Annotated in this window: 19 protein-coding genes; 3 read left to right on the forward strand and 16 right to left on the reverse strand. The window is 70.7% G+C overall.

The window, feature by feature from the left end:
- Nucleotides 1-881: 881 nt before the first annotated feature.
- Complete coding sequence (locus ACMTAK_RS15275) at nt 882-2,045, reverse strand: DUF418 domain-containing protein (protein WP_413806753.1); 1,164 nt, start codon at nt 2,043-2,045, stop codon at nt 882-884.
- Nucleotides 2,046-3,180: 1,135 nt separating this feature from the next.
- On the opposite strand from ACMTAK_RS15275, the gene ACMTAK_RS15280 reads away from it, so the two are divergent.
- Nucleotides 3,181-3,888 (forward strand): hypothetical protein, encoded by a 708-nt coding sequence (locus tag ACMTAK_RS15280; RefSeq protein WP_413806754.1) that lies wholly within the window; start codon nt 3,181-3,183, stop codon nt 3,886-3,888.
- A 50-nt stretch (nt 3,889-3,938) separates the two neighbouring features.
- Here the strand turns inward: ACMTAK_RS15280 and ACMTAK_RS15285 are convergent, their stop codons facing one another.
- The 9 genes from ACMTAK_RS15285 to ACMTAK_RS15325 all read right to left on the reverse strand — a co-directional run bounded on the left by ACMTAK_RS15285 (nt 3,939) and on the right by ACMTAK_RS15325 (nt 14,396).
- The gene (locus ACMTAK_RS15285) at nt 3,939-5,150 is read right to left on the reverse strand and encodes a hypothetical protein (protein WP_413806755.1); all 1,212 of its coding nucleotides are present in this window, start codon (nt 5,148-5,150) and stop codon (nt 3,939-3,941) included.
- A 124-nt stretch (nt 5,151-5,274) separates the two neighbouring features.
- Nucleotides 5,275-6,618, reverse strand: a complete 1,344-nt coding sequence (locus ACMTAK_RS15290; RefSeq protein ID WP_413806756.1) for a class I SAM-dependent RNA methyltransferase — start codon at nt 6,616-6,618, stop codon at nt 5,275-5,277.
- 124 nt (nt 6,619-6,742) lie between these two features.
- Complete coding sequence (locus ACMTAK_RS15295; protein ID WP_413806757.1) at nt 6,743-8,839, reverse strand: APC family permease; 2,097 nt, start codon at nt 8,837-8,839, stop codon at nt 6,743-6,745.
- Nucleotides 8,840-8,927: 88 nt separating this feature from the next.
- Nucleotides 8,928-10,046: a cytochrome P450 family protein gene (locus tag ACMTAK_RS15300; RefSeq protein ID WP_413806758.1), complete on the reverse strand. Its 1,119-nt coding sequence runs from the start codon at nt 10,044-10,046 to the stop codon at nt 8,928-8,930.
- Complete coding sequence (locus ACMTAK_RS15305; protein WP_413806759.1) at nt 10,028-11,500, reverse strand: cytochrome P450; 1,473 nt, start codon at nt 11,498-11,500, stop codon at nt 10,028-10,030. Before ACMTAK_RS15305 ends, ACMTAK_RS15300 begins: the two co-directional genes overlap by 19 nt.
- Nucleotides 11,497-12,108, reverse strand: coding sequence for a GTP-binding protein (locus tag ACMTAK_RS15310; protein WP_413806760.1), 612 nt, complete (start codon nt 12,106-12,108; stop codon nt 11,497-11,499). The genes ACMTAK_RS15305 and ACMTAK_RS15310 overlap by 4 nt, the downstream gene beginning before the upstream one ends.
- Complete coding sequence (locus ACMTAK_RS15315; protein ID WP_037962352.1) at nt 12,086-12,442, reverse strand: DUF742 domain-containing protein; 357 nt, start codon at nt 12,440-12,442, stop codon at nt 12,086-12,088. Before ACMTAK_RS15315 ends, ACMTAK_RS15310 begins: the two co-directional genes overlap by 23 nt.
- Nucleotides 12,439-12,867 (reverse strand): roadblock/LC7 domain-containing protein, encoded by a 429-nt coding sequence (locus ACMTAK_RS15320; RefSeq protein ID WP_037962350.1) that lies wholly within the window; start codon nt 12,865-12,867, stop codon nt 12,439-12,441. The genes ACMTAK_RS15315 and ACMTAK_RS15320 overlap by 4 nt, the downstream gene beginning before the upstream one ends.
- Nucleotides 12,864-14,396, reverse strand: a complete 1,533-nt coding sequence (locus tag ACMTAK_RS15325) for an ATP-binding protein (protein WP_413806761.1) — start codon at nt 14,394-14,396, stop codon at nt 12,864-12,866. The genes ACMTAK_RS15320 and ACMTAK_RS15325 overlap by 4 nt, the downstream gene beginning before the upstream one ends.
- A 612-nt stretch (nt 14,397-15,008) precedes the next feature.
- Here ACMTAK_RS15325 and ACMTAK_RS15330 point away from each other — a divergent pair.
- Both ACMTAK_RS15330 and ACMTAK_RS15335 read left to right on the forward strand, forming a co-directional pair.
- Nucleotides 15,009-15,677 carry a potassium channel family protein gene (locus ACMTAK_RS15330; RefSeq protein ID WP_413806762.1) on the forward strand — a complete coding sequence of 223 codons (669 nt, stop codon included), beginning with the start codon at nt 15,009-15,011 and terminating at the stop codon, nt 15,675-15,677.
- Complete coding sequence (locus ACMTAK_RS15335) at nt 15,674-16,351, forward strand: potassium channel family protein (protein ID WP_030834322.1); 678 nt, start codon at nt 15,674-15,676, stop codon at nt 16,349-16,351. Before ACMTAK_RS15330 ends, ACMTAK_RS15335 begins: the two co-directional genes overlap by 4 nt.
- Nucleotides 16,352-16,403: 52 nt before the next feature.
- On the opposite strand, the gene ACMTAK_RS15340 is transcribed toward ACMTAK_RS15335, so the two are convergent.
- From ACMTAK_RS15340 to ACMTAK_RS15365, 6 genes are all read right to left on the reverse strand, one after another.
- Nucleotides 16,404-17,225 carry a DUF3159 domain-containing protein gene (locus tag ACMTAK_RS15340; RefSeq protein WP_413806763.1) on the reverse strand — a complete coding sequence of 274 codons (822 nt, stop codon included), beginning with the start codon at nt 17,223-17,225 and terminating at the stop codon, nt 16,404-16,406.
- A gap of 3 nt (nt 17,226-17,228) precedes the next feature.
- On the reverse strand, nt 17,229-17,579 hold the full coding sequence (locus ACMTAK_RS15345; RefSeq protein ID WP_037962343.1) for an OB-fold nucleic acid binding domain-containing protein: 351 nt from the start codon (nt 17,577-17,579) through the stop codon (nt 17,229-17,231).
- A gap of 124 nt (nt 17,580-17,703) precedes the next feature.
- Nucleotides 17,704-18,387, reverse strand: a complete 684-nt coding sequence (locus tag ACMTAK_RS15350) for a response regulator (RefSeq protein ID WP_044569286.1) — start codon at nt 18,385-18,387, stop codon at nt 17,704-17,706.
- Complete coding sequence (locus ACMTAK_RS15355) at nt 18,384-20,996, reverse strand: ATP-binding protein (RefSeq protein ID WP_413806764.1); 2,613 nt, start codon at nt 20,994-20,996, stop codon at nt 18,384-18,386. Before ACMTAK_RS15355 ends, ACMTAK_RS15350 begins: the two co-directional genes overlap by 4 nt.
- Nucleotides 20,997-21,284: 288 nt before the next feature.
- On the reverse strand, nt 21,285-22,172 hold the full coding sequence (locus ACMTAK_RS15360; RefSeq protein WP_413806765.1) for a hypothetical protein: 888 nt from the start codon (nt 22,170-22,172) through the stop codon (nt 21,285-21,287).
- A 281-nt stretch (nt 22,173-22,453) separates the two neighbouring features.
- On the reverse strand, nt 22,454-23,239 hold the full coding sequence (locus ACMTAK_RS15365) for a DUF3710 domain-containing protein (RefSeq protein ID WP_413806766.1): 786 nt from the start codon (nt 23,237-23,239) through the stop codon (nt 22,454-22,456).

Below are 23,239 nucleotides of genomic sequence, written 5' to 3' on the forward strand. Positions count from 1 at the left end.
GTGGTGACATCGACCCAGCCGGCCGTGCGACTGCCATGTGCGTACGTGGTGTCTCCTTCGGCTGAGCACACCCTGTAGCCCGCGGTGGCCGAGGTGCTGCCCATACGCTGCATCCACAGGTGTACGGCGTACTCACCGAACTTCCCTATGGGGGCGGGAAGGTGATGGTGAACGCTTTGAGGAAATGGAAAACATCTCCTTCGAGGCCCGACTCGCTGACGAAGCCACGATCACGCCACAGGGTTGTCAACGCTCGCTCAACCAGCCACCTGATAGCGGCTGTTGTGCAGCATGCCCATCGAGTCCATATCGTCAAAGTGCACGGTGACCGGCACCAGGACACCAACGTCGGAACTCGGCATGGGCACAATATCGTCAGTACGCGTCGTCCTCTTTCCCCTTGGCGGCGCACGTAGAAAGGATCTTTCAGCTCCTACAACGGATTGCCTGCTCTATCGGGTTCACTCTGTGACGCACAGCATGGTTGAACAGCCATCCGGCCTTGACTCAAGGCCGGATAGTCAACGTTTTCGCAGATCACATAAGGGAGTTGATCGTTCTCGTTGTCGGCTGTGCAGGTGTCGGGGCCGCACGTGCGGAGGAGTCGGCCCGCAGCCCGGCGGTTCAGTTGTCTGTACATGGTGCCGACAGTGATATCGCCGAGCTGCCGTACTCGTTCGCGGGCGGGCCAATGGCAGTCAGGATCGGCCCGGAGCAGGGACATGACCCGCTCTCGGCGGCTTGAGGTGACGGGCCCGTGAGGTGCCGTTGGAGACGCTGATGAGCTTCAAAACAGTGATCGTCGTCATCACGAGCCGTAACGAAGAGAGCCTGAGCGGTTCAGCGGGCCGCGAGATACCGGTGACCTCGCCGAGGAGGTATCAGGGCGTGCGCGCCAGCGTCGCCGTGCGCAGCAGCCACTCGGCCGGTCCGTGCCGTACGCGGTCCAACAGCCACCTCCCGGCCGCGAGTTGCGCCGCGTACAGCACGAAGCACCCCGCCAGCACGGCCGCGGTGCCGTAGCGGCCGTACCAGCCCAGCCCGTAACCGGTGAAGACCAGCGCCATCACCAGGGACTGGGTGAGGTAGTGGGTCAGGGACAGGCGGCCGGCCCCGGCCAGGAGGCCTACGATGTGGCGGCCGGGCCGGGTCCGCGAAAGGCGGCGCGACAGAAGCAGCAGGCCGCACGCGTAGGCCGCGGTCAGAGCCGGGGCGGTGAGCACTCCGACGGCCGAGCCGACGTCGTACCAGCGCGCGTCCAGCGGCCCGTTGCGGCAGATCGCCATGAACACGCCTCCGGCCAAGCCGACCGGCAGACCACTGACGACGATCTGCGCCATCCACACACGGTACCGGCCGGTCTCGGCGAGCAGCCCGCGCCGACCCGCGGCAAGGCCCACCAGGAAGGCCGCCAGCATGTCGGCGCCGTACAGGATGTTCCAACCCAGTCCGTCGCGCAGCCACCGCACGTTGGCCCGCACGACCGATCCGGGACCGCCCCGGCGGTCCGCCACCATCTCACCCGCCGCGGCCGTGACGTCCTGCGGACGCAAAGGCTCCGCGAGGGCGACCGTGAGCAGGCCCCAGGCCAGCAGGCACGCCGCGACACCGGCGATGAGCCAGGCCGCTACCCGTATCGCGGTGCGCGGCGCGATGTCCCGGATCGCGAACAGGACGAGGCTCAGCACCCCGTAGACCATCAGGATGTCCCCGGGGAACAGCAGGACGCCGTGCGCGAGGCCCAGCAGGAACAGGCAGCCGAGCCGCCGCAGATGCCGGGGCCCGAAGGCCACCATCGCCCGCTCGGCCGACAGCCTCTGCAGGGTGAAGCTGTACCCGAACAGGAACGAGAAGAGCAGATAGAACTTGGCGCTGACCAGCGCCGTGACCAGCCACCCGGCCACCTCGTCCGCCCACCACACCACCATCCCGCCCCCCGGACCCACGTGCGGCCCGGCCATGCTCTGGACGTTGACCAGGAGGATGCCCAGCAGCGCGAACCCGCGCAGGACGTCGACCTCCCGTACCCGGTCGTGCCCGGACACCGCCTCAGTAATGGAACAAGCCCGTATACGAGGCGAGAAGTGCACGGCGGGCCTCCGTGGCCAATGCGTCAGCGGAACGGAACAGGAAAAACCGCGACCGGCCTCGGACGCCCCCAGGCTCCCCGCCGGTCGCGGCTCAGAAGGCCACCACGGAAGGCCCCCGTCAACGGTTCAATTCGCGGAGACCACCGCATGCGTGGACCCCTTCGAGGCCGCCCCCACGTGGTGCTCTGAAGAGCTTTTGGCCGAGCGCGACGCACGCTTGGGCGACGCCACCTGGCTGAATGTGCTCAACGACCACCCGACGACCCGAGTCGGGAAAGTGGCGGCCGTGTCCCGGCCACACTCAGCGCCATGTCCCACCCGGCGATCGCGCCGTGCGACCGCAGACCGGCGGCGCCAGGCGAACCAGCACCGACTCGTGACGAACGTCCACCTCACAGCAGATGGCTACTCATGGCCCCGAGAAGGATTGAACCGGTTCTGTGCTCGCTCCGTAGTGACGACGAATGCAAGGACGCGCTCGGAGGAGACCCTCTGCGGCTTTCCCTCACCGGGCAGGGTCCAGACCGTCCGTAAACCTGCCGGCCGCAAGGCGGACGGCCGGAACAAACAGCTCGAAGGAAGGGACCAAGACATGCCGGAATCCACACAAAACCCATAAAACAACGCCGCCGGTCATGTGAACAGCACCGTCCCTCCCGTAACTCAGAGTAATACGCGCACCCCTGCGCAGCAGCGGCAGGCGGGCTACGAAGGCCGACAGGCGTACTGGCAGGTGCAAAATCAGCCGAATGGTGGGCCGACGCACGGGCGATAAGGCCCCTTTCCGTCACCATCTCACTCAAGGGCAGGCGGTCGCGTAGCGCGACCGCCTGCCCGGCCATCAAGCGCCGATCCGTTGTGGTCGGGCGGCCCGACCAGCCCTGCTTTCGCCATGCCGGTAAACCCGGGCTTGTGGCGAACGTGCAGTTCACAACGGGCGGCGCGTGGCCTCCGCCGCCGCGACCATCCGCCGACAGGGCCACTTCCGCCCCCACGGCGGTCCGGGCGGCGGCACCGCAACTTCCCGACACGGGCGAGGGAACAGGCCCGGGACGTCCGCCTTGGGCAGACCCGACGCGGCTCGTACATCGTGCCCATCATCAGCCAGGCCCGCGCTCCTGAGGACGTCTGCTCCCCCGGCCAGAACCGGATCGACGTGGGAGTGGAAGAGACCCTCTTCGACCGACGCGTCACCGCCACCATGTCCCGCGCCCTTGGAGTCCTGGAGGAAATGGCGGGCGCCGACCGGGAGCCCACCCCCAGCGAGATCACCGACTCAGTAGGCGAAGGTGTCTCGTACGAACTTTGCCAGGCTCTCAGCAAGGTGGTGAGCGCCGACGCGGTCGGAACCCTCGCCGTCTCCTTCAACTGGTCCCGCGTGGCCGCCCCGCCCCCGGGAACACCACCGCTCGTCAAGTTCAACCAGGAGGCGATCGACGTCGTGGACCGTGTGTCGGCTCAACTCAAGACACGGATCTACACAAGTCGGCACCTGATCTACGGCATCGTCACTGACCTCAGCCGCCACCCCGACGACGAAACCGGCCGAGTAGGCGTCCAGACCCTGATCAACCGCCGCGGCAGAACCGCGTGGATGGACCTGAGCGACATCGACTACCACGCGGCAGTCCACTGCCACGACACCGGCGTCCCCGTCCGCGTCCAAGGCTCCCTCACCAGCCCGCCGGGCGGCCAAGCCACCATGGAGGTGGACGACTTCGGACCCGACCCCTCGCTGACGGCCGCTTCCCTCGGCAGAGCAACGGACACCGGAACGCCACAGCGACGAAACGCGTGACGGCACCAATCTGGTCGAGGGCCGAGCCGTCAGGATGCTCGTCTCGCATGTCATCGTCCAGCCTGCCGCTCGGGCCGGTGCGGACTCCAGCCCTTCAGATACGGCTGGAGCTCACCTGGCGTCGGATCACGCGGAGTCGGCATGCCCCAAGGATGCTTTAGGGGGTCGATGCCCCGCATGTACTCGCGTGCCCAGTCCAGCCAACGTCGGGCTGATTCCAGAGCCTGCTCGTTCAGGTCCCCCTCCAGCTCGGCGAGGCGACGTTCCAGGGCATCGCAGTACTCGCCGATGGCGACAACTTCCCGCCAACGCCCGGTCTCCTCGCGCAGCACCTGGGCGAGTTGCTCCCGGACAGCGAGTTCCTTCGCCTCCTCCATGGCCGCCCCCCAGCGAACCTCACGGTCTTTTCTTGCGCGTTCCTCGCTCTCCCTGCGGCGGGCATCCTCCACCGCTCGCGCCTCGATCTCCCCGAGGATCACGCCCAGTGCCTGCTCAAGGGTCCGGTCCTTACGGTCCCGCCAGCGACCCGGCCGACTGGTCAGACCACGGGCGACCTCGACGACTAGGCGCGCGAAGCGCTCCGGATTCGTGGACTGCGGGAACTCCTGCCGGACGGTGACGGCATACTCAAAGCCATCGACAACGACGTCCACTCCACCCTCGCGCCTGTAGAAGGAGGACTGGACTTTCCGCACTTCGTACCCTCGCCGCACCGACTCGGCAGCCAATCCCTGAAGCAGCAGGAGCGACCTACGGCCCAGCCTCGGCGGCATCACAAGCTGCCCCTCGTCGTCCCTGAGCGCAGCCACGACCGGATGAAGGGACGCCAGCCGCAAGGGCACGGGGACCTCCGATGCAGTCGCCCTCGACCGCTGGCTCCGCGCATTGGGATGCGGGCCCTCCGCGAGGAAGAACTCCAGCCCAAGCCCACCGTACGGAACCCTCTCGATGCGCCTGCCTTCCGGCTCCATGCCGTGCCGCTTCGCGTAATTGACAACGCGACGCCATTCCGCGACATCAACATCATCGGGATCGGAAACCCGGACGTGTCCCTCGGCGATGAGCCGCTCGACCAGTTCCTGTGCCTTCGCCCGCCGCGCACGGGCGACAGGCCGCTCGCCGTACGGCGTCGAGGGCTCGGACGGCACCAGCGACTCGTCATCGTCGGCAAACGCCGGGTCGTCGGGATGATGACCATGCTGAAGATAGAACCGGCCGGCCTCGGTGACCTCGACACGGACACCGTCGCCGCCCTTGTCCACCGCCAGGAGCTCACGGTCACGCAGGGCATACGCCGAGCGCCAGTCCCCCGGCGTCCAGGCTCAGCGTCAAGATATCGCCCGTAACGCGCACACCGCGCATAGTGCGCACCGAAAAAGCCGCAGGTCAGGAACCCTTAGCGGCCGGTTCCAGGATGGCCACGCACTCCACGTGGTGGGTGACCGGGAAGAGGTCGAAGGCGCGGGTGCGGCGCGGGGCGTAGCCCGCGTCGCGGAAGTACTTGAGGTCGCGGGCGAGGGCCGCCGGGTCGCAGGCGACGTAGGCGATGCGGCGGGCGCCCAGGGCCGCGACGTGGGTGACCGTCTCCTTGCCGGCGCCCGCGCGGGGCGGGTCCAGGACGATCAGGTCGGCCTCGGTGATCCCGGTGCGGGGCAGCACCTGCTCGACCTTGCCGTGCTCAATACGGACGCGCTCCAGGTCCTGGAGGTTGTGCCGGGCGTCCTCGACCGCGCGCTTGCTGGACTCGATGCCCAGCACCGCGCCGCGCTCCCCCACCCGCTCGGCGATCGCGCCCGCGAAGAGGCCGACGCCGCAGTACAGATCGAGGGCCATCTCGCCCTTACGGGGCATCAGGCCCTGCATCACGGCCTCGACGAGGACATCCGCCGCCTTCGAGTGGACCTGCCAGAAGCCGCCCTCGCCGACCCGCCAGGTGCGGCCCGCCGCGCGCTCGCGGACGAAGGGGCGGCCATGGACGCGGTGCACCAGACGGGTCCGCTCCCGGCCGCGGGACTCGCTGACCCGCAGCACCGAGACCGGCCGGTCCAGCTCCACGATCGGCAGCCGGCCGCCGGGGCGCGGGGTGAGGACCACCTGCCGGTCGGAGGAGCCGGTGGCGGCGATGGCCTCCACGGTGGCGATCTGGGGCCATTCGCGCTTCTCGACGCCGAGTTCGGTGACGCCGGGGGCGGCGATCAGACAGTGGTCGATCGGCTCGACCTCGTGCGAGCGGTGGCGGCGCAGCCCGGGACGGCCCTGCTCGTCCACCGCGTACTGCACCCGGGTGCGCCAGGCCGGGACCTCGCCGCGGGCCACCTTGTCGCCGGGCGCGGGCTCGACCGTGCCGTCCCAGCCCGCCCCTTCGGGGGTGAGCCCGGCCAGCCGGGCCAGCTGCTCGGTGATCACGTCGGCCTTGAGCCTGCGCTGGGCACCGGGGGCGGCGTGCTGCCAGTCGCAGCCGCCGCACTTGCCGGGGCCCGCGAACGGGCAGGGTGCCTCGACCCGGTCCTTGGAGGCGTCCAGTACCCGCACCGCGTCGGCGCGCAGGAAGCGCGCGCCCTCCTCGCCCTCGGTCACCCGGGCGACGACCCGCTCGCCGGGCAGCGCGTGCCGGACGAACAGCACCTGGCCCTCGGCGGTCCGGGCGATGCAGTGGCCGCCGTGCGCCACCGGGCCGACCTCGACCTCGTACTCCTCGCCGACCAGCGATGCCTTGGGTTCACTTTGCATGGCGGGCTCAGGCTCCAGAAGGGTGAGGGGGCGCGGTGGGACAACAGCCCACCAGTCTACGTCGCGCCGGACCTCACCCCGTCACCCCTGGGCCCCTGGGCCCCTGGGCCCCTGGGCCCCTGGCCTAGCGTCCCGGCACCTGCGAGGTGACGCCCGGCTTCTCGCCCTTCGCCCCCTTCTCGCCCTTCTCCCGCTTGGGCGGGATCACCGGGCCGCGCCGCACCGCACCCGGCGCGCTCCACTCGGCCCGCTTGCGGGCCCGCTTCCGGGCCAGCTCGGAGGAGTCCAGCTGCCACGGCACGGAGGTCACCATGACGCCCGGGGTGAACAGCAGCCGCCCCTTGAGCCGCAGCGCGCTCTGGTTGTGCAGCAGATGCTCGTACCAGCGGCCGACCACGTACTCGGGGATGAAGACGGAGACCACATCACGCGGGCTCTCCCGGCGCAGGCTCTTGACGTAGTCGATGACCGGCCGGGTGATCTCGCGGTAGGGCGAGTCGAGGATCTTGAGCGGCACGTCTATGCCGCGCTCGTGCCACACCGTCTGAAGCGCCTTGGTCTCGGCGGGGTCCACATTGATGCTCAGCGCCTCCAGCCGGTGCGAGCGCATCAGCTTGGCGTAGGCCAGGGCGCGCAGCGTCGGCTTGTGGACCTTGGAGACCAGGACGATGGAGTGCACCCGGGAGGGGCGCACCTCCTCCTCGTCGAGCTGTTCGGTGGCCGCCGCCAGCTCCTCGGAGACGCCGTCGTAGTGGCGCCTGATGGCCGTCATGGTGACGTAGAAGATGACCATGCCGAGCAGGGCGACCCAGGCGCCGTGGGTGAACTTCGTCAGCAGCACCACGACCAGCACCAGGCCGGTGAAGAAGGCCCCGAAGGTGTTGATCGCGCGGGCACGGATCATACGGCGGCGGGCGTTGGGGTTCCGCTCGGTGGCCAGATGGCGGTTCCAGTGCCGCACCATGCCGGTCTGGCTGAGGGTGAACGAGACGAAGACACCGACGATGTAGAGCTGGATCAGCCGGGTGGAGTCGGCCCCGTAGAGGTAGACCAGGACCGCGGCGGCCGAGGCCAGCAGCACGATGCCGTTGGAGAAGGCGAGCCGGTCGCCGCGGGTGTGCAGCTGGCGGGGCAGATAGCGGTCCTGGGCCAGGATCGAGCCGAGCAGCGGGAAGCCGTTGTACGCGGTGTTGGCGGCGAGGAACAGCACCAGCGCGGTGGCCGCCGCCAGCACCACGAAGAGGAACGAGCCGTCGCCGAAGACCGCGGCAGCCACCTGCGAGATCACCGGGTTCTGGGTGTAGTCGGCGCCGAGCGGTGCCCCGTTCTTCAGCAGGTCGTGCGCGGGGTTCTCGGCCATCTTGACGTTGGTGGCCAGGGCGAGGGTGATGATGCCGACGAACATCGCCACGGCGAGGCCGCCCATCAGCGCCAGCGTCGTCGCCGCGTTACGGCTCTTGGGCTTGCGGAAGGCGGGCACGCCGTTGCTGATCGCCTCGACACCGGTCAGGGCGGCACAGCCGTCGGAGAACGCCCGCAGCAGCAGGAAGATCAGCGCGAAGCCCGCCAGCCCGGTCTGCTCGGCGTGCACCTCGAAGCCCGCGGTGGGGGCCTTCATGTCGTCGCCCAGGACCAGCCCGCGGTAGGCGCCCCAGAGGATCATCGCGAAGACGCCGCCGACGAAGACATAGGTGGGGATCGCGAAGAGCTTGCCCGACTCCCGTACGCCCCGCAGGTTCATGAGGGTCAGCAGCAGGATGATCCCGACCGCGCAGAACGTCTTGTTCTCGACGAAGAAGGGGACGGCCGAGCCGAGGTTCTCCACACCGGAGGAGATCGACACCGCCACCGTGAGGACGTAGTCGACCAGCAGGGCGCTGGCGACGGTCAGCCCGGCCTTGGGGCCGAGGTTGGTGGTGGCGACCTCGTAGTCACCGCCTCCGCTGGGGTACGCGTGGACGTTCTGGCGGTACGAGGCGACCACCGTGAACATCAGCACGACGATGGCGATCGTGATCCACGGGCTGTAGTGGTAGGCCGACGCACCCGCCACGGACAGAACGATCATCACCTGCCCCGGCGCGTACGCGACGGAGGACAGGGGGTCGGAGGCGAAGACGGGGAGCGCGATGCGCTTCGGGAGGAGGGTCTCCCCGAGCTTGTCGCTGCGCAGCGCCCGCCCGATCAGGATCCGTTTCGGGAGGTCGGTCAGTTTGGACACGCAGAGGATCGTAAGGGGTATCCCGGGCCCCCGCCCACCCGCCCACCCCTGGGAATAGGGGCGGGCGGGGGCGCGGAGCCCCGGGCGGTCAGGCCAGCCGCGCGGGCAGGGTGCGGTGGCCGTTGGAAATGAAGGACTCCACCGGCTCCAGCGGGTCCTGCCCGGACGCGAGCGTGAGCCCGGGGAAGCGGTCGAAGAGCGCCGGGAGCGCGATCGCGGCCTCCAATCGCCCCAGCGGGGCGCCGACGCACAGGTGGACGCCGTGTCCGAACGCCAGATGGCTCTTGAGCTGGCGGGTCACGTCGAAGGCGTCCGCGTCCCCGCCGTGCACCTCCGGGTCGCGTCCGGCGGCCGCGTAGGCGGCCAGGATGGCGTCGCCCTTGCGCAGCACCACTCCGCCGTCCAGCTCGATGTCCTCCACCGCGTAGCGCAGCGGCAGGTTGGCGACCGGGGCGGAGTGTCGCAGTGTCTCCTCGATCACATCGTCCCAGGTGGCCCGGCCCGCCCGGACGTGCTCGAGCTGCTCGGGCCGGGTGAGCAGCGCGTGGATGGCGTTGTCCAGGAGATTGACCGTGGTCTCGTGACCGGCCGAGAGGAACAGGGCGAGGGTGTCGGTCAGCTCCTTCTCGCTGAGCCTGGAGTCGCTCTCCTCCTCCCGCACCGCGATCAGCCCGCTGGTCAGGTCGTCGCCGGGCTGCTCGCGCTTGGTGGCCACCAGTTCGCCGAGGACGGCGTACATCTCGCCGTAGGTGGCGGTGACCTCCTCCGCGGAGGCGGAGGTGTGGAAGACGCTGTCCACGACCCGGCGCATCCGCTCGCGCAGGTTCTCGTCCTCGAGCCCGAAGAGCTCGGAGATCACCTGGATGGGCAGCGGGTACGCGTACGCCTCGCGCAGGTCGACCACCTCGCCCGGCCCGGCGGCGGCCAGGTCGTCCAGAAGCCTGGCGCAGATCTCCTCGATGCGCGGCCGCAGGGCGGAGGTGCGCCGGGCGGTGAACGCCTTGGAGACCAGGGTGCGCAGCCGCCGGTGCTCACCGCCGTAGGCCGTGAACATGTTCTCCACGGCGACCCAGGTGATCAGCGGCCACTCGGGCGAGATCTCACCGTTGTTCCACGCGGGCCAGTGCTGCCGGGGGTCCTTGGAGACCCGGGGGTCGGTCAGCAGCTGTTTGAGCGTACGCTGGCGGGTTATTGCCCACGCCACCACGCCGTCAGGAAGCTCAACAAGCGTCGCCTCGCCGCCTGCTGCGACTCGGGCTGCCTCTCCGACGATGTCGCGGCCGGTGGGGTCGAGGACGATGGGACGGGGTTCCACTGGCTGCCTCCAGGGCTCTCGTCGAATGGGACCGACTTGGACACGGACGCCGCGAACGGCTCGGCCTGAGCCGCCGCCTGGGCGGGGAAGCGCACCGGCAGGGCGGCCAGGGCGCGGTGGAAGGGTCCGGTCCGCCAGGTCAGCCGCTCGGCGGGGACCGCCAGTTCCATGTCCGGGAGGCGGTCCAGAAGCCGCTCGATGGCCACGGAGGCGATCACCCGGGCGGGCCGCTCGGCGGGGCAGCGGTGGGCGCCCGCGCTCCAGGCCAGATGGGCCCGGTTGCCGGAGCGGCGGTCGGAGGCCAGGGCGGCCTCGTGGTTGGCCGCCGCGTAGCTGATGAGCACCGGGTCGCCCTTGCGCAGCCGTACGCCCGCCACCTCGCAGTCGTACCGGGGGAAGCGGGTGCCGTAGTTGGCCATCGGCGGATCGTTCCAGAGCACCTCGTCCAGGGCGTCCTGGACGGGCATGCTGCCGCCGGACAGCTCACCTGCGAAGCGGTCGTCCGACAGCAGCAGGCGCAGCGCGTTGGCGATCAGGTTCTGCTGGGGGTCGGTACCGGCCGCCATCAGCAGGATGATCTGCTGCATCAGCTCGTCGTCGGAGAGCTGCGAGGGGTGCGCGATCAGCCAGGAGGTGACGTCGGCGGCGAGCTGCTCGCGCTTCTCCCCCACCAGGCCGGAGATCCACCGGAGCAGCTCGTCGTTGGCCGCCGCCGCGTCCTCGCCGCTGTCGAAGAGCTTCATCATCGTCTCGACCAGCTTCGGCCCGTCCGCCGGGCGGGCGCCGAAGAGCTGGTTGAAGACCAGCAGCGGGAGCACCGACGCGTACTCGGTGATCAGATCGGCCTGGCCCCGGGAGGCGAAGGCGTCGATCAGCGTCTCCGCGCTGCGCTCGACGTACTCGCTGAGGGCGTGCGGATCCACCCGGTCCAGGCTGTCGGTGATCGCCCCGCGCAGCCGGGCGTGTGCCTCCCCGTCGCTGAACAGCGCGTTCGGCCGGTACATCATCATCGGCGCGACCGGGTTGTCCAGCCCCACGGTGCCGTCCTGCGTCGCCCGCCAGCCGCGCGGGTCCTTGGCGAACCGCTCGGTGTCGCGCAGGATCTCCAGGCCGAGCTGATAGCTGGTGACCAGCGAGGCGTACACCCCCGGCGACAGCTCGACCGGTGCGATGGGCCCGAACGTGGCGCGCATCCGCGCATAGGCGCCGTGCGGGTCGTCGGCGAATTCCTGACCGTACATCGGTACGGCCGCACGGGACCCGGTGGCGCCCCCGGCCTCGGCGGGGGCGGCGTGCGCGGGGCAGCCGGGCGGCGGAACGGGTCCGGCGGCTGGACTGTTGGTCACACAATCTCCTGAGAACTACGGGTCTGGCGGGCCTGTAGGTACTGGACGAGGGCGATCAGCGCGTGGGTGGAGGAGACCCGGTCCCGGGCGTCGCAGGTCACCAGGGGCGTCTCCGGAAGCAGATCGAGGGCCTCCCGGACCTCCGGCTCGGCGAAGCGGGGAGCGCCCTCGAAGTGGTTGACGGCGACGGCGTACGGCAGTCCGTGCTCCTCCAGGACGGCCATCACCGGGAAGGACTGCTCCAGCCGCCGGGTGTCGGCCAGCACCAGCGCGCCCAGCGCCCCGAGCGTCATGTCCCGCCACAGCCGGGTGAAGCGCTGCTGCCCCGGCGTGCCGAACAGATAGAGCACCAGGGACTCGCTGAGGGTGAGCCGGCCGAAGTCCATGGCGACGGTGGTGGTCGTCTTGCCCTCGGTGCCCCGCAGATCGTCGGTGAGCGCACCGGCCTCGGTCATCGTCTCCTCGGTGCGCAGCGGCCGGATCTCGGACAGCGAGCTCACATAGGTCGTCTTGCCGACCGCGAAGTGCCCGACGACCAGGATCTTCGCCGCCACCCGCACCGTGGCCGGGAGATAGGCCGCCTGGTCAGAGGCGAGCGCGGAGTCCATCGAGCACCTCCTGGAGCAGCTGGACCTCGGGGAGCTCGGCGGGCGGGATGGGGGCCCGCGCGCTGATGTGGCCGCTGTCCACGAGGTCGCCGAGCAGGACCTTGGTGACGCTGACGGGCAGCTCCAGATACCCGGCGACCTCGGCCACCGAGAGCGCCCCGCCCAGACACAGCTCCATGACCCGCCGCTTCTCCGGGCTGAGCCCGGTGAGCGGCCGGTCGGGGTGAGCCATGACCAGGGTCACCAGGTCGAAGGTGTTACGAGTCGGGTAGGCACGGCCGTCGGTCACGACATACGGCCGTACCAGTCCTCGTTCGCGCCTCCCAGGGCTCATGCGTGGCTGCCGATCCCCTGCCGCGGGAGGCCCTGCCTCGGCGGGCTGGTGAGCTCCTTGCCGAGCCGGTCGACGAGTTTCTGCATCCGGTAGCTGACCGCCTCCATGTCCACGGCCTCGGTGGCCGAGACCGCCAGATACGCACCGGGCCCGGCGGCGATCAGGAAGACGTACCCGCCGACGAACTCGACGAGCGTCTGCTGCCAGGGCGTCTCGTGCGGATCACAGAACTCGGAGGTGGAGCGGCTGATCGACTGCAGTCCGGAGAGTGCGGCGGCCTGGCGCTCGGCCTCGTCGCGCGCGATGCCCTGGGAGTGTGCCCGGAGCATCCCGTCCGCGGAGAGCAGGATCGCGTGCCGCGCCTCCGGCATCTTGACGACCTCGTCGAGCATCCAGCCGAGCTCGTTGTTGAGATGGTCGTTCATGCCTGGCGATTCCCTTCGTCATGGTCAGGGGCGGAGTCCTGGGTGGCGGAACGGCCGGAGCGGGTGCCGCGGGCGAACGCGCCCATCCGCGAAGCGGTTTCCTTCGCCGACCGCACGCGGAACGCGCCCGTGTCGGGGTCGGCGGCGCCGGTCTGCCCGGCGCCGGTGGTCCAGTCGCCGGGCGGCGGGGTGGCGGCGGCCTCCCGGCGGCGGCGCTTGGGCAGACCGCCCGCCGTGGTGCCGTAGACGCGGGTGCCCTCGCTGTCGGGGGACGGCTGGGGCGCCGGGGCGGGTGCCGGTTCCGGGGCGGGTGCCGCCGGGGCCGGGGCCGGGGGCCGGCCCTGGTGCGGGATCGGTGCCTGGTGCGGGGCCGGGGCCCGGTGCGGGATCGGGGACGGGTCCTGCGCCTGGGCCGGGACGGTCGGCGCGTGCGGCGCTCTCCTGGGGGGACGGGTCCGGCGGGAGGGCAGGGTGTGCAGTGGCTCGGCGCCCTCGGGGTCCTGTCCGGCGGTGCCCGGCCGCTCGTCGGGGTCGATATGGGTGAGCAGCTCGGTCGGCAGGAACAGCACGGCGCGCACACCGCCGTACGGGGACCGGGTGTCCACCGAGACGCTGAAGCCGTACCGCGCGGCCAGCAGGCCCACCACGGCGAAGCCGAACTGCGGCGGGTCGCCGAGCCGGGAGACGTCCACGGCGCGCTGGCCGGAGAGCAGGTTGGCGGCCCGCTGGACCTCCAGGCCGTCCATGCCCACACCGGCGTCGTCGATCACGATGCAGGCCCCGTTGTGCACCGGCTGGAGGCTGACCTCCACCGAGGTGTTGGGCTGCGAGTGGCGGGCGGCGTTGTCCAGCAGTTCGGCGACCGCGAGCACGGCGGGCTCCACGGCCCGGCTCACCACGGCGACGTCGATCAGGGCGTGCACCTGAACCCGCTGGTAGTCGCGGATGCGCGACTTGGCGCCGCGGACCACATCGGTCAGCGAGGAGGCCAGCCGCTGGCGGCCGGGCCAGGAGCCGCAGAGCACCGCGATGGCCTGGGCGCGCCGGCCGAACTGGGCGTTGGCGTGGTCGATCTCCAGCAGGTCCCGCAGCACATCGGGGTTGTCGTGCCGCTCCTGCATCTCGGAGATGGAGACCTGCTGTTCGTTGGCGAGTCCCTGGACGGCTCGCATGGACGCCTTGAGCGCCGCCTTGGCGGAGGCGTCGGCGCGCGACTGCGCCTTGTCCACCGCCCGGGTGAACTGCTCCATGACGGAGTGCAGACTCTGCGCGAAGGCCGTACCGGCCAGCTTCTCGTCGCGCAGGCCCGGCAGCGGGCCGGGCTGGCTCAGCGCGTCGGCGATCGAGGGGAGGCGTACGTCGACGAGGTGGCGCACCTCCTCGTCACGGGCGCGCAGGCTGTCCTCGAGCGTGGCGTTGCGCCTGCGGACTCCGGCGGTGATCTGCCGCTGGCGGATCAGAAGCACCAGGACGACGAGAAGCGCGGCGGCCAGACACCAGCTCACCGCCTCCGATATGTGATCAGTCATCAGGAACCTCGTGCAGGGGAAGCGCGGGCGCGGAAGGAACGTTCAGAGCCCTGATGTCCCGTCCGGAAACGGAATACGACGATCATCCTAGCCATGTCGTGACCCGGCGTCCGACACCCGTGACAAAGTTCGAACCAGCGGGAATCACTGGCCATTTGTCATGTGGTTTCGGTGAAGATCCGTGATTTCAGACGAAGATGAAGGCTCGCGACCACCCGAGGAGCGCCGTAACCCGGGCCCACCGTAGTGGTCACGGCTGATCACCGACAGCCTTTTCACTCTCCATCCGCAACCGGAAATGATCGTTACCTCTTTACTCCCGGCGTGTCCGCGATCACCTTCGGCCACCTCCCCTCATCACCGATCACCGTGGGAACTTTCGCGCTATGTCGTACGTCACCACCTTCATTTCCAGACCGTCGCGCGCGGACGGGGGAGCCGGCCGCCGGTACGGATACGGTGGGGACAGGTGCCGCGGCGGCCGACTTCCGTCGTCCCCGGGCACCGGCATCGGGGTCCCGCCCCGCTGTCGCCCCGTAAGTCCTGGAAGGAAGATGTGAGCAGGGTGTTTGCGCAGGTCGGCACGGTCATCAGGAGTGCGGGGTAGGACGCATGCATATCGTGATCATGGGCTGTGGCCGGGTGGGCGCGGCCCTCGCCCAGACCCTGGAGCAACAGGGGCACACGGTCGCGGTCGTCGACCAGGACCCCACCGCCTTCCGCCGCCTCGGCGCGGGCTTCGGCGGACGCCGGGTGACCGGCGTCGGCTTCGACCAGGACACCCTGCGCGAGGCGGGCATCGAGGAGGCCGGGGCCTTCGCCGCGGTCAGCAGCGGCGACAACTCCAACATCATCGCCGCCCGGGTGGCCCGCGAGATGTTCGGCGTGGAGAACGTGGCGGCCCGGATCTACGACCCCCGCCGCGCCGAGGTCTACCAGCGCCTCGGCATCCCGACCGTGGCCACGGTGCGCTGGACCGCGGACCAGATGCTGAGGCGACTGCTGCCGTCCGGCGCGGAGCCGCTGTGGCGGGACCCCAGTGGCGGGGTCCAGCTGGCCGAGGTGCACATCTCCCCCTCGTGGGTGGGCCACAAGGTCAGCACCCTCCAGGAGGAGACCGGTGTGCGGGTCGCGTTCCTCACCCGGCTCGGCGAGGCGATGCTGCCGACCTCCGGGACGGTGCTCCAGGAGGGCGACCTGGTGCATGTGATGATGCGCACCGACGAGGTCGAGAAGGTCGAGGCGACCTTCGAAAAGGGTCCCGAGGAGGCAGGCCGATGAGGGTTGCCATTGCCGGTGCGGGCGCCGTGGGGCGTTCCATCGCGAGCGAGTTGCTGGAGAACGGGCACGAGGTGCTCCTCATCGACAAGGCGCCGACCGCCATCTCGGTGGAGCGGGTGCCGCAGGCCGAGTGGCTGCTGGCCGACGCGTGCGAGATCACCTCGCTGGACGAGGCCGCGCTGCAGCGCTGCAACGTGGTCATCGCGGCCACCGGTGACGACAAGGTCAACCTCGTCGTCTCGCTGCTCGCCAAGACCGAGTACGGGGTGCCCCGGGTGGTCGCCCGGGTCAACAACCCCAAGAACGAGTGGCTGTTCAACGAGGCGTGGGGCGTCGATGTGGCCGTCTCCACCCCGCGTCTGATGTCGGCGCTGGTCGAGGAGGCGGTGAGCGTCGGCGATCTGGTGCGGCTGCTCCGCTTCAGCCACGGCGACGCCAACCTGGTGGAGCTGACGCTGCCGCCGGAAGCGGCGCTGGTGGGCACCCGGGTCGGCGATGTGGAGTGGCCGGAGGACACCACGCTGGTCACCATCATCCGCGGCACCCGCGTGCTGACCCCGAACAAGGACGATGTGCTGGAGGCCGGGGACGAGCTGCTGTTCGTCGCGGCTCAGGCGCGCGAGGAGCAGCTGGAGCAGCTGCTGTCCGTCCAGCGCCAGGACGCCGCCGGCTAGGCCGTGAACTCCCGTCCCGGGCTCCCGGGGCGGGAGCCCGGGACGGCGGGTCTCAGTGCCGGGGCGGCTGTCGGTCGGCGGATTCGGTCCGGGCCTCGGACACGATCTGGCCGGTCCACTCCGAGAGCAGCGGATCGGTGATCTTGTCGGCCTCGGCCTTCGCCCGCTCCCGGTCCCGCTCGGCCTTCTCCTCCGCCTCCATCTCCGCGATGACGTCGATCGGCGGCGGGGCCTTGGCCAGGAAGATCCAGGTCAGATAGACGCAGAGCAGGAACGGCGGAATGCCGAGCGCGACCTTGACCCAGCCGAGCTGGGTGGCGTCCCCCCACCAGTACAGCGGGAACAGCACCGCCGACTTGGCCAGCAGGATCAGCCCCCACGCCCACGTGGAGCGGGTGTAGGCGCGGAACCGGCCTGGGTTGCGGGTGCGCCAGGAGAGGTTCTCCTTCAGCATCGGCCCGAGCAGCACCCCGATCAACGGGAAGCGGAAGATCGCCGAGAGGATGTAGGCGATCGCCAGGCCCAGGGTGTAGAGCATGCCCGGCAGATAGAAGTTCTTCGCGTCGCCGGACATCATCGCGAAGATCGCGCCGAACGCGACCCCGAAGATCCCGCTGAAGGCGTGCTTCAGCGTCTCCTTGCGCACCAGCCGGGCGACCCCGAGCAGCACGGTGAGGCCGAGCGCGGCGATCGCGGCGAGGTGGATGTCCCGCTTGATCGTGTACAGCAGGACGAAGACCAGACCGGGGACGGTGGTGTCCACCATGCCCCGCACCCCGCCGAACGCCTCCAGGAGCGCGGTGTCCGCCGCCGCCCTGCTGTCGGCGGCGGTGCGTCGGTGCCCGGTCGGGGGCGTCTTGTCGTCTGGCGTCACCGGCTACTCCTGTCCGAGCGGTCGGAGTTCGTACTTCGGATTGAACAGCACCCGGCGCCCATGGCTCATGGAGATCCGGCCCGAGGCGATCAGCTTGCGCCCCGGTTCTATCCCGATGATGGAGCGACGGCCCAGCCACACCACGTCCAGCGCGGCGGTGCCGTCGAAGAGCTCCGCCTCCAGCGCGGGAACTCCGGCCCGCGGTCTGAGCGTCACCGTGCGCAGCGTGCCCGTCACCTTGACGATCTGACGGTCACCGCAGTCGCCGATCTTGGTGCAGCCCGCGGCCTCCGCGTCCTGCTGCAACTCGGCGGAGTGCAGTTCCTCCTGGGAGCTCGACAGCCGGTCCAGCATCCGCCGGAACCGGCCGGCCGGTTTCTCGGATCTGTCTCCCCTGTCGGCCCCGTCGGAGGGGTGGCGTACGGAACTCATACGGCCAGCGTACCGGTGAGCCATCGCCGAAACGCCGTCCCCGGGCTCATCGCTCGAACCGGTAGCCCATGCCCGGCTCGGTGACGAAGTGACGCGGATGGGAGGGGTCGGCCTCCAGCTTGCGGCGCAGCTGCGCCATGTACACCCGCAGGTAGTTGCTCTCGGTGCCGTACGAGGGGCCCCAGACCTCCTGGAGCAGCTGCTTCTGGCTGACCAGGCGGCCGGCGTTGCGCACCAGGACCTCCAGCAGATGCCATTCGGTGGGGGTCAGCCGCACATCGCGGCCGTCGCGGTGGGCCTTCTTGGCGGCCAGGTCGACGGTGAACACGTCGGTCTCCACCACCACCGAGTCCTCCGGCCGCCCGACCGGCTCGGCGCGGCGGACGGCCGCGCGCAGCCGGGCGAGCAGTTCGTCCATGCCGAACGGCTTGGTGACGTAGTCGTCCGCCCCGGCGTCGAGCGCCTCGACCTTCTCGTCCGAGGTCTGACGGGCGGAGAGCACCAGGATCGGCACCCGGGTCCAGCCCCGGAGCCCCCTGATCACCTCCACCCCGTCCATATCGGGCAGGCCGAGGTCGAGCACGATCACATCGGGATGGCGGGCGGCGGCGAGCCGGAGTGCGGTGGCGCCGTCCGAGGCCGCGTCCACCTCGTACTTGCGGGCCTTCAGGTTGATCACGAGGGCGCGCACGATCTGCGGCTCGTCGTCCACCACGAGCACCCGGTTCATCTGGCGGGCCTGCCTTTCCGTGTCGTTGTGCCTGACGTGGAGCCGACCTGGACCGGGAGGCCGGGCACGGCCGGCGGGCGGTCGTGAGCGACACCCAGCGTGAGCACCATGGTCATCCCGCCGCCGGGGGTGTCCTCGGCGGTCAGCCGCCCGCCCATGGCCTCGGCGAAGCCGCGGGCGACGGCGAGCCCGAGGCCGACCCCGGCGCCGCGCGGGGCGTCCCCGTACCGCTGGAAGGGCTCGAAGATACGGTCCTTCTCGCTGTCCGGCACGCCCGGCCCGCCGTCGGCCACGCGCAGCTCCACCCGGTCGCCGAGGGCGCTCGCGGAGACCAGCACGGGGCGGTCCGGCGGGCTGTACTTCACCGCGTTCTCCACGATGTTGGCCACGGCGCGCTCCAGCAGCCCGGGATCGACCGCGACCATCGGCAGCTCCTCGGGGATGTCGAGGGCGACATCGGCCTCGGGGACGCCGACGAGCGCCATCGGCACCACCTCGTCCAGGTCGATCTCCCGGATGAGCGGGGTGACGGTGCCGGTCTGCAGCCGGGACATGTCCAGAAGGTTGCCCACCAGGTGGTCCAGCCGGTCGGCGCCGCTCTCGATGCCCTCCAGCAGCTCGGCCTCGTCCTCCGCCGACCAGGCCACGTCATCGGAGCGCAGGGAGCTCACGGCCGCCTTGATGGCCGCGAGCGGGGTGCGCAGATCGTGGCTGACGGCGGCGAGCAGCGCGGTGCGGATGCGGTTCCCCTCGGCCAGCTCACGGGCCTGCCCGGCCTCCTGGGCCAGCCGCTGCCGGTCGAGGACGACGGCGGCCTGGGCGGCGAAGGCGGCGAGCACCCGGCGGTCCTCGGCGGGCAGGACCCGGCCGGAGAGCGCGAGCGCCATATGGTCGCCGACCGGCATGTCCACCTCCGCGTCCTCGGGCCGCTCGGGCGGCGGGGTGCCGCCGTGGCCGCCGACGCTGCCCGCGCAGGTCCAGGGGGCGACGTCGCTCTCTCGCTCCAGCAGCGCGACGGAGTCCATGGCGAAGGTCTCGCGGACCCGCTCCAGCAGCGCCTCCAGGCTGGTCTCTCCGCGCAGCACGCTGCCCGCGAGGAAGGACAGTATCTCGGACTCGGCGCGCAGCCGGGCGGCCTGATGGGTGCGGCGGGCGGCGAGATCCACCACGGAGGCCACACAGACGGCCACCGCCACGAAGATCGCTATGGCGACGATGTTCTCGGGGTCGGCGATGGTCAGGGTGTGGGTGGGCGGGGTGAAGTAGTAGTTGAGCAGCAGCGATCCGACGGCCGCCGAGGCGAGCGCGGGCACCATGCCGCCCAGCAGGGCGGCCAGCACATTGAGGAACAGGAAGAGCAGCACCTCGTTGGCGAACCCGGGCCCCGCCTCGGAGGCGAGGGTGGCGCCGGTGGCGGTGAGCAGCAGCGTGAGCAGGGCCGGTCCGGCCACCCCGACCACCCAGCCCGCGATCAGCCGGGAGCGGCCCAGCCGGGCACCGCGCGCGACCGGCAGCCCTCGGCCCTTGGCGACCTCGTCATGGGTGACGATGTGGACGTCCAGGTCCGGCCCGGACTCCCGGGCGACGGTGGCGCCCACCCCTGGTCCGAACATGTACTGCCAGGTCTTGCGGCGGCTGGAGCCGAGCACGATCTGGGTCGCGTTGACCCCGCGGGCGAACTCCAGCAGCGCCCCGGGGATGTCCTCCCCTATGACGTGGTGGAAGGTGCCCCCGAGGTCTTCGACGAGGGTGCGCTGGACCGCCAGCTCCTTGGGGGATGCCGAGGTCAGACCGTCGCTGCGGGCGATATAGACGGCGAGGATCTCGCTGCCGGAGCCCTTGGCCGCCATCCGGGCCGCCCGGCGGATCAGCGTCCGCCCCTCCGGGCCGCCGGTCAGCCCGACGGCGATGCGCTCACGGGCCTGCCAGGTGGAGCGGATGGAGTGCTCGTCGCGGTACTGCTGGAGGTATTCGTCCACCCGGTCGGCGGTCCACAGCAGGGCCAGCTCGCGCAGCGCGGTCAGGTTCCCGGGCCGGAAGTAGTTCGAGAGCGCGGCGTCGACCTTGTCGGGCGCGTAGATGTTGCCGTGCGCCATACGGCGGCGCAGCGCCTGGGGCGACATGTCGACCAGCTCGATCTGGTCGGCCCGGCGCACCACCTCGTCCGGGACGGTCTCCCGCTGGCGCACCCCCGTGATCGACTCCACCACGTCCCCCAGCGACTCCAGGTGCTGGATGTTGACGGTGGAGACGACGTCGATGCCGGCCCGCAGCAGCTCCTCGACGTCCTGCCAGCGCTTCTCGTTCCGGCAGCCGGGGACGTTGGTGTGGGCGAGTTCGTCGACGAGCGCGACGGCGGGGCGGCGTGCCAGCACCGCGTCCACGTCCATCTCGCTGAAGGTGGACCCCCGGTACTCCACCTCCCGGCGGGGCACCTCCTCGAGCCCGTGCATCATCACCTGGGTGCGCCGGCGGCCGTGGTGCTCCACGAAGCCGACCACGAGGTCCGTGCCCCGCTCGACCCGGCGGTGCCCCTCGGAGAGCATCGCGTAGGTCTTGCCGACGCCCGGTGCCGCACCGAGGTAGATCCGCAGCTTTCCGCGTCCCATGCCCCTATTTTCCCTGTTGGACGTCGCCTGAGCGCTCGGCGAGCCTCCGGCGGGCGATACCCGTCGAGCAAACCCCGCTCCCGGCCGGAGCGGCCGTCCCTTGACGCCTCCCTTACGGTCGACGGCGCCCTCTTGACGCGTCTCTGACGCGCGGCACCTGAACACCTCGGGGCGACGCCCGGACACCTCGGGACGAACCCCGGGAAAAAGCCGGTGGGCCGTACTCCGCAGAGAAGAGTACGGCCCACCGGTAGGCGCTCACATCGGGCCGGGCCTTACGCCGTCGGCTCAGCCGGACGCGAGCGAGCAGCCCGCCAAGGCGTCAAGACCGGAGGGGGCGGTCGAGCCCTGGCGGGAGATCGAGAGTTCGATGCGGTCGATCGTCGAGGCGCGCTTGTCCTTCAGCGGGCCGAGGATCGCGTTCTGTACGAAGTTGGGGCCGCCCTCGCCCGCGGAGGAGGCCAGCCGCTTGTTGGCCTCGTCGAGCTGGGTCTGGAGCAGCGCGATATTGCGGTCCACCTCGGCCTGGGCGGCGGCCGGTACGTCGCCGATCCCGGAGGCGACATCGGGGCAGCTGATCGTCTGGCCGGAGCCCGCGCCGGCCCCGCCGCCCTGCTCCTGCCCGCCCTGGTCGGCTCCCCCGCCCTGCTCGTCCGCGGGCTGGGACGCGGCGGCGGTCGGGCTCGCGGCGCCGCCCGCCTCGCCGCCCGCGCCGGTGTCGGAGCCCGCTCCCTCCCCGCCGTCCGACAGCGTGCACTCGGCGAGCGCGTCCAGCCCCGCCGGCTTCTCGGCATGCCGTCCTATGGAGATCGCGATGCGGTCCAGGGTGGACTTCCGCTTGTCCGCCAGCGGCCCGAGGATGGCGTTCTGCACGAAGTTGGGGCCGCCCTCGCCCTGGCTGGTGCTGAGCCGCTTGTTGGCCTCCGCCAGCTGGGTGTCGAGCAGCGCGAGGTTGCGGTCCACCTCGGCCTGGGCCTCCGCCGGGATCTCCGGGAGGGAACCGGAGACGGCGGGGCAGCTGATGGCCGAGGCCGCCTTGGTCGACGCACTGGCGTCGCCGCCGCCGTCCTGACCGGCCATGGCGGCTCCCACCACGACGGCCGCACAAGTGATACCGCCGATCGCCCCGGAGAGGAGGATTCTCCGGCGGTGGAGTAACGGAAGGCCACGCGACATCTGATCACTCACCTCGTTGAGGTCGGACAGGGGGTGTCTCTCGCGACGCGTCCTCTCCCCCTCGGAGCGTCACAAGGTCTCGCGCCCATGAGTACGGCCGGTGCGGCGGGTGTGTTCAACGGGTTCCGGGAAAACCCCGAAAGCCCGAAAGGGAGGGCTCCGGAACATGCCGAAGGGGCCCGGGGTCCCTGCCCCGGGCCCCTTCCGGGCCTTGGCGCTCTGTCGTACGGGAACCGCCGTACGCCGGCTTCCGTACGCGAACTGTCGTACGCGAGGGCGGCTCAGCGCACCTCGGAGATCTCCGGGCCGCGCTGGAGCCGGTCGGCGCCGCCCGCGAACCGCGAGCCCTGCGCCTCGTCCTGCTGCACCCCGTCGGGCACCATCTGCGCGTCGTCCGGCAGCTTGAGGACGATCGGGTCGCGCGGGGCCATCGGGCCATCGCCGCGCACCACGACCGTGTCCCGGAAGATCGCTTCCAGGAGGCTGCCGGTCTCGGGCTGCACCGCGCCCTGCCCGGAGATCACACCGCGCAGGAACCAGCGGGGCCCGTCCACGCCGACGAAGCGGACCACCTGCACACCGTTCTTGCCGTCCGGGAGCTGCACCGGCACCTGGGCGCGCAGCTCCCAGCCGAGCGGGCCCTCGACCTCGTCCACGATCCCGCCCTGCTGGGTGATGCCGGTGGCGATCTCGTCGCGCACCTCGCCCCAGATGCCTTCCTTCTTGGGCGCGGCGAACCCCTGGAGCTGCACGGCGCTGTCCCGCAGCACCACGGTCGCGGCGACGATCGCGTCCCCCGCGACCTCCACCCGCAGCTCCATGCCCTCCACGCCGGGCACGAACAGACCACCGAGGTCCACCCGGCCCTCGCCGGGCTCGCGCACCTCGGACACGTCCCAGGGGCCCTCGGGGCGCGGGGCCGGCGGCAGGCTCACCCGCTCGCTCTCCGCGGGTGCGGCGGTGTCCTCAGCGCCGTCCGCATCCTCCGCGTCCTCGGCCAAATCGTCGGAGGTCACGTCGAGCGACTCGACGTCCTCCTTGCTGCGCTTGCGGCGACGTCCGAACAC

It is taken from the genome of Streptomyces lacaronensis, assembly GCF_047337785.1.
Taxonomy (GTDB): domain Bacteria; phylum Actinomycetota; class Actinomycetes; order Streptomycetales; family Streptomycetaceae; genus Streptomyces; species Streptomyces lycopersici.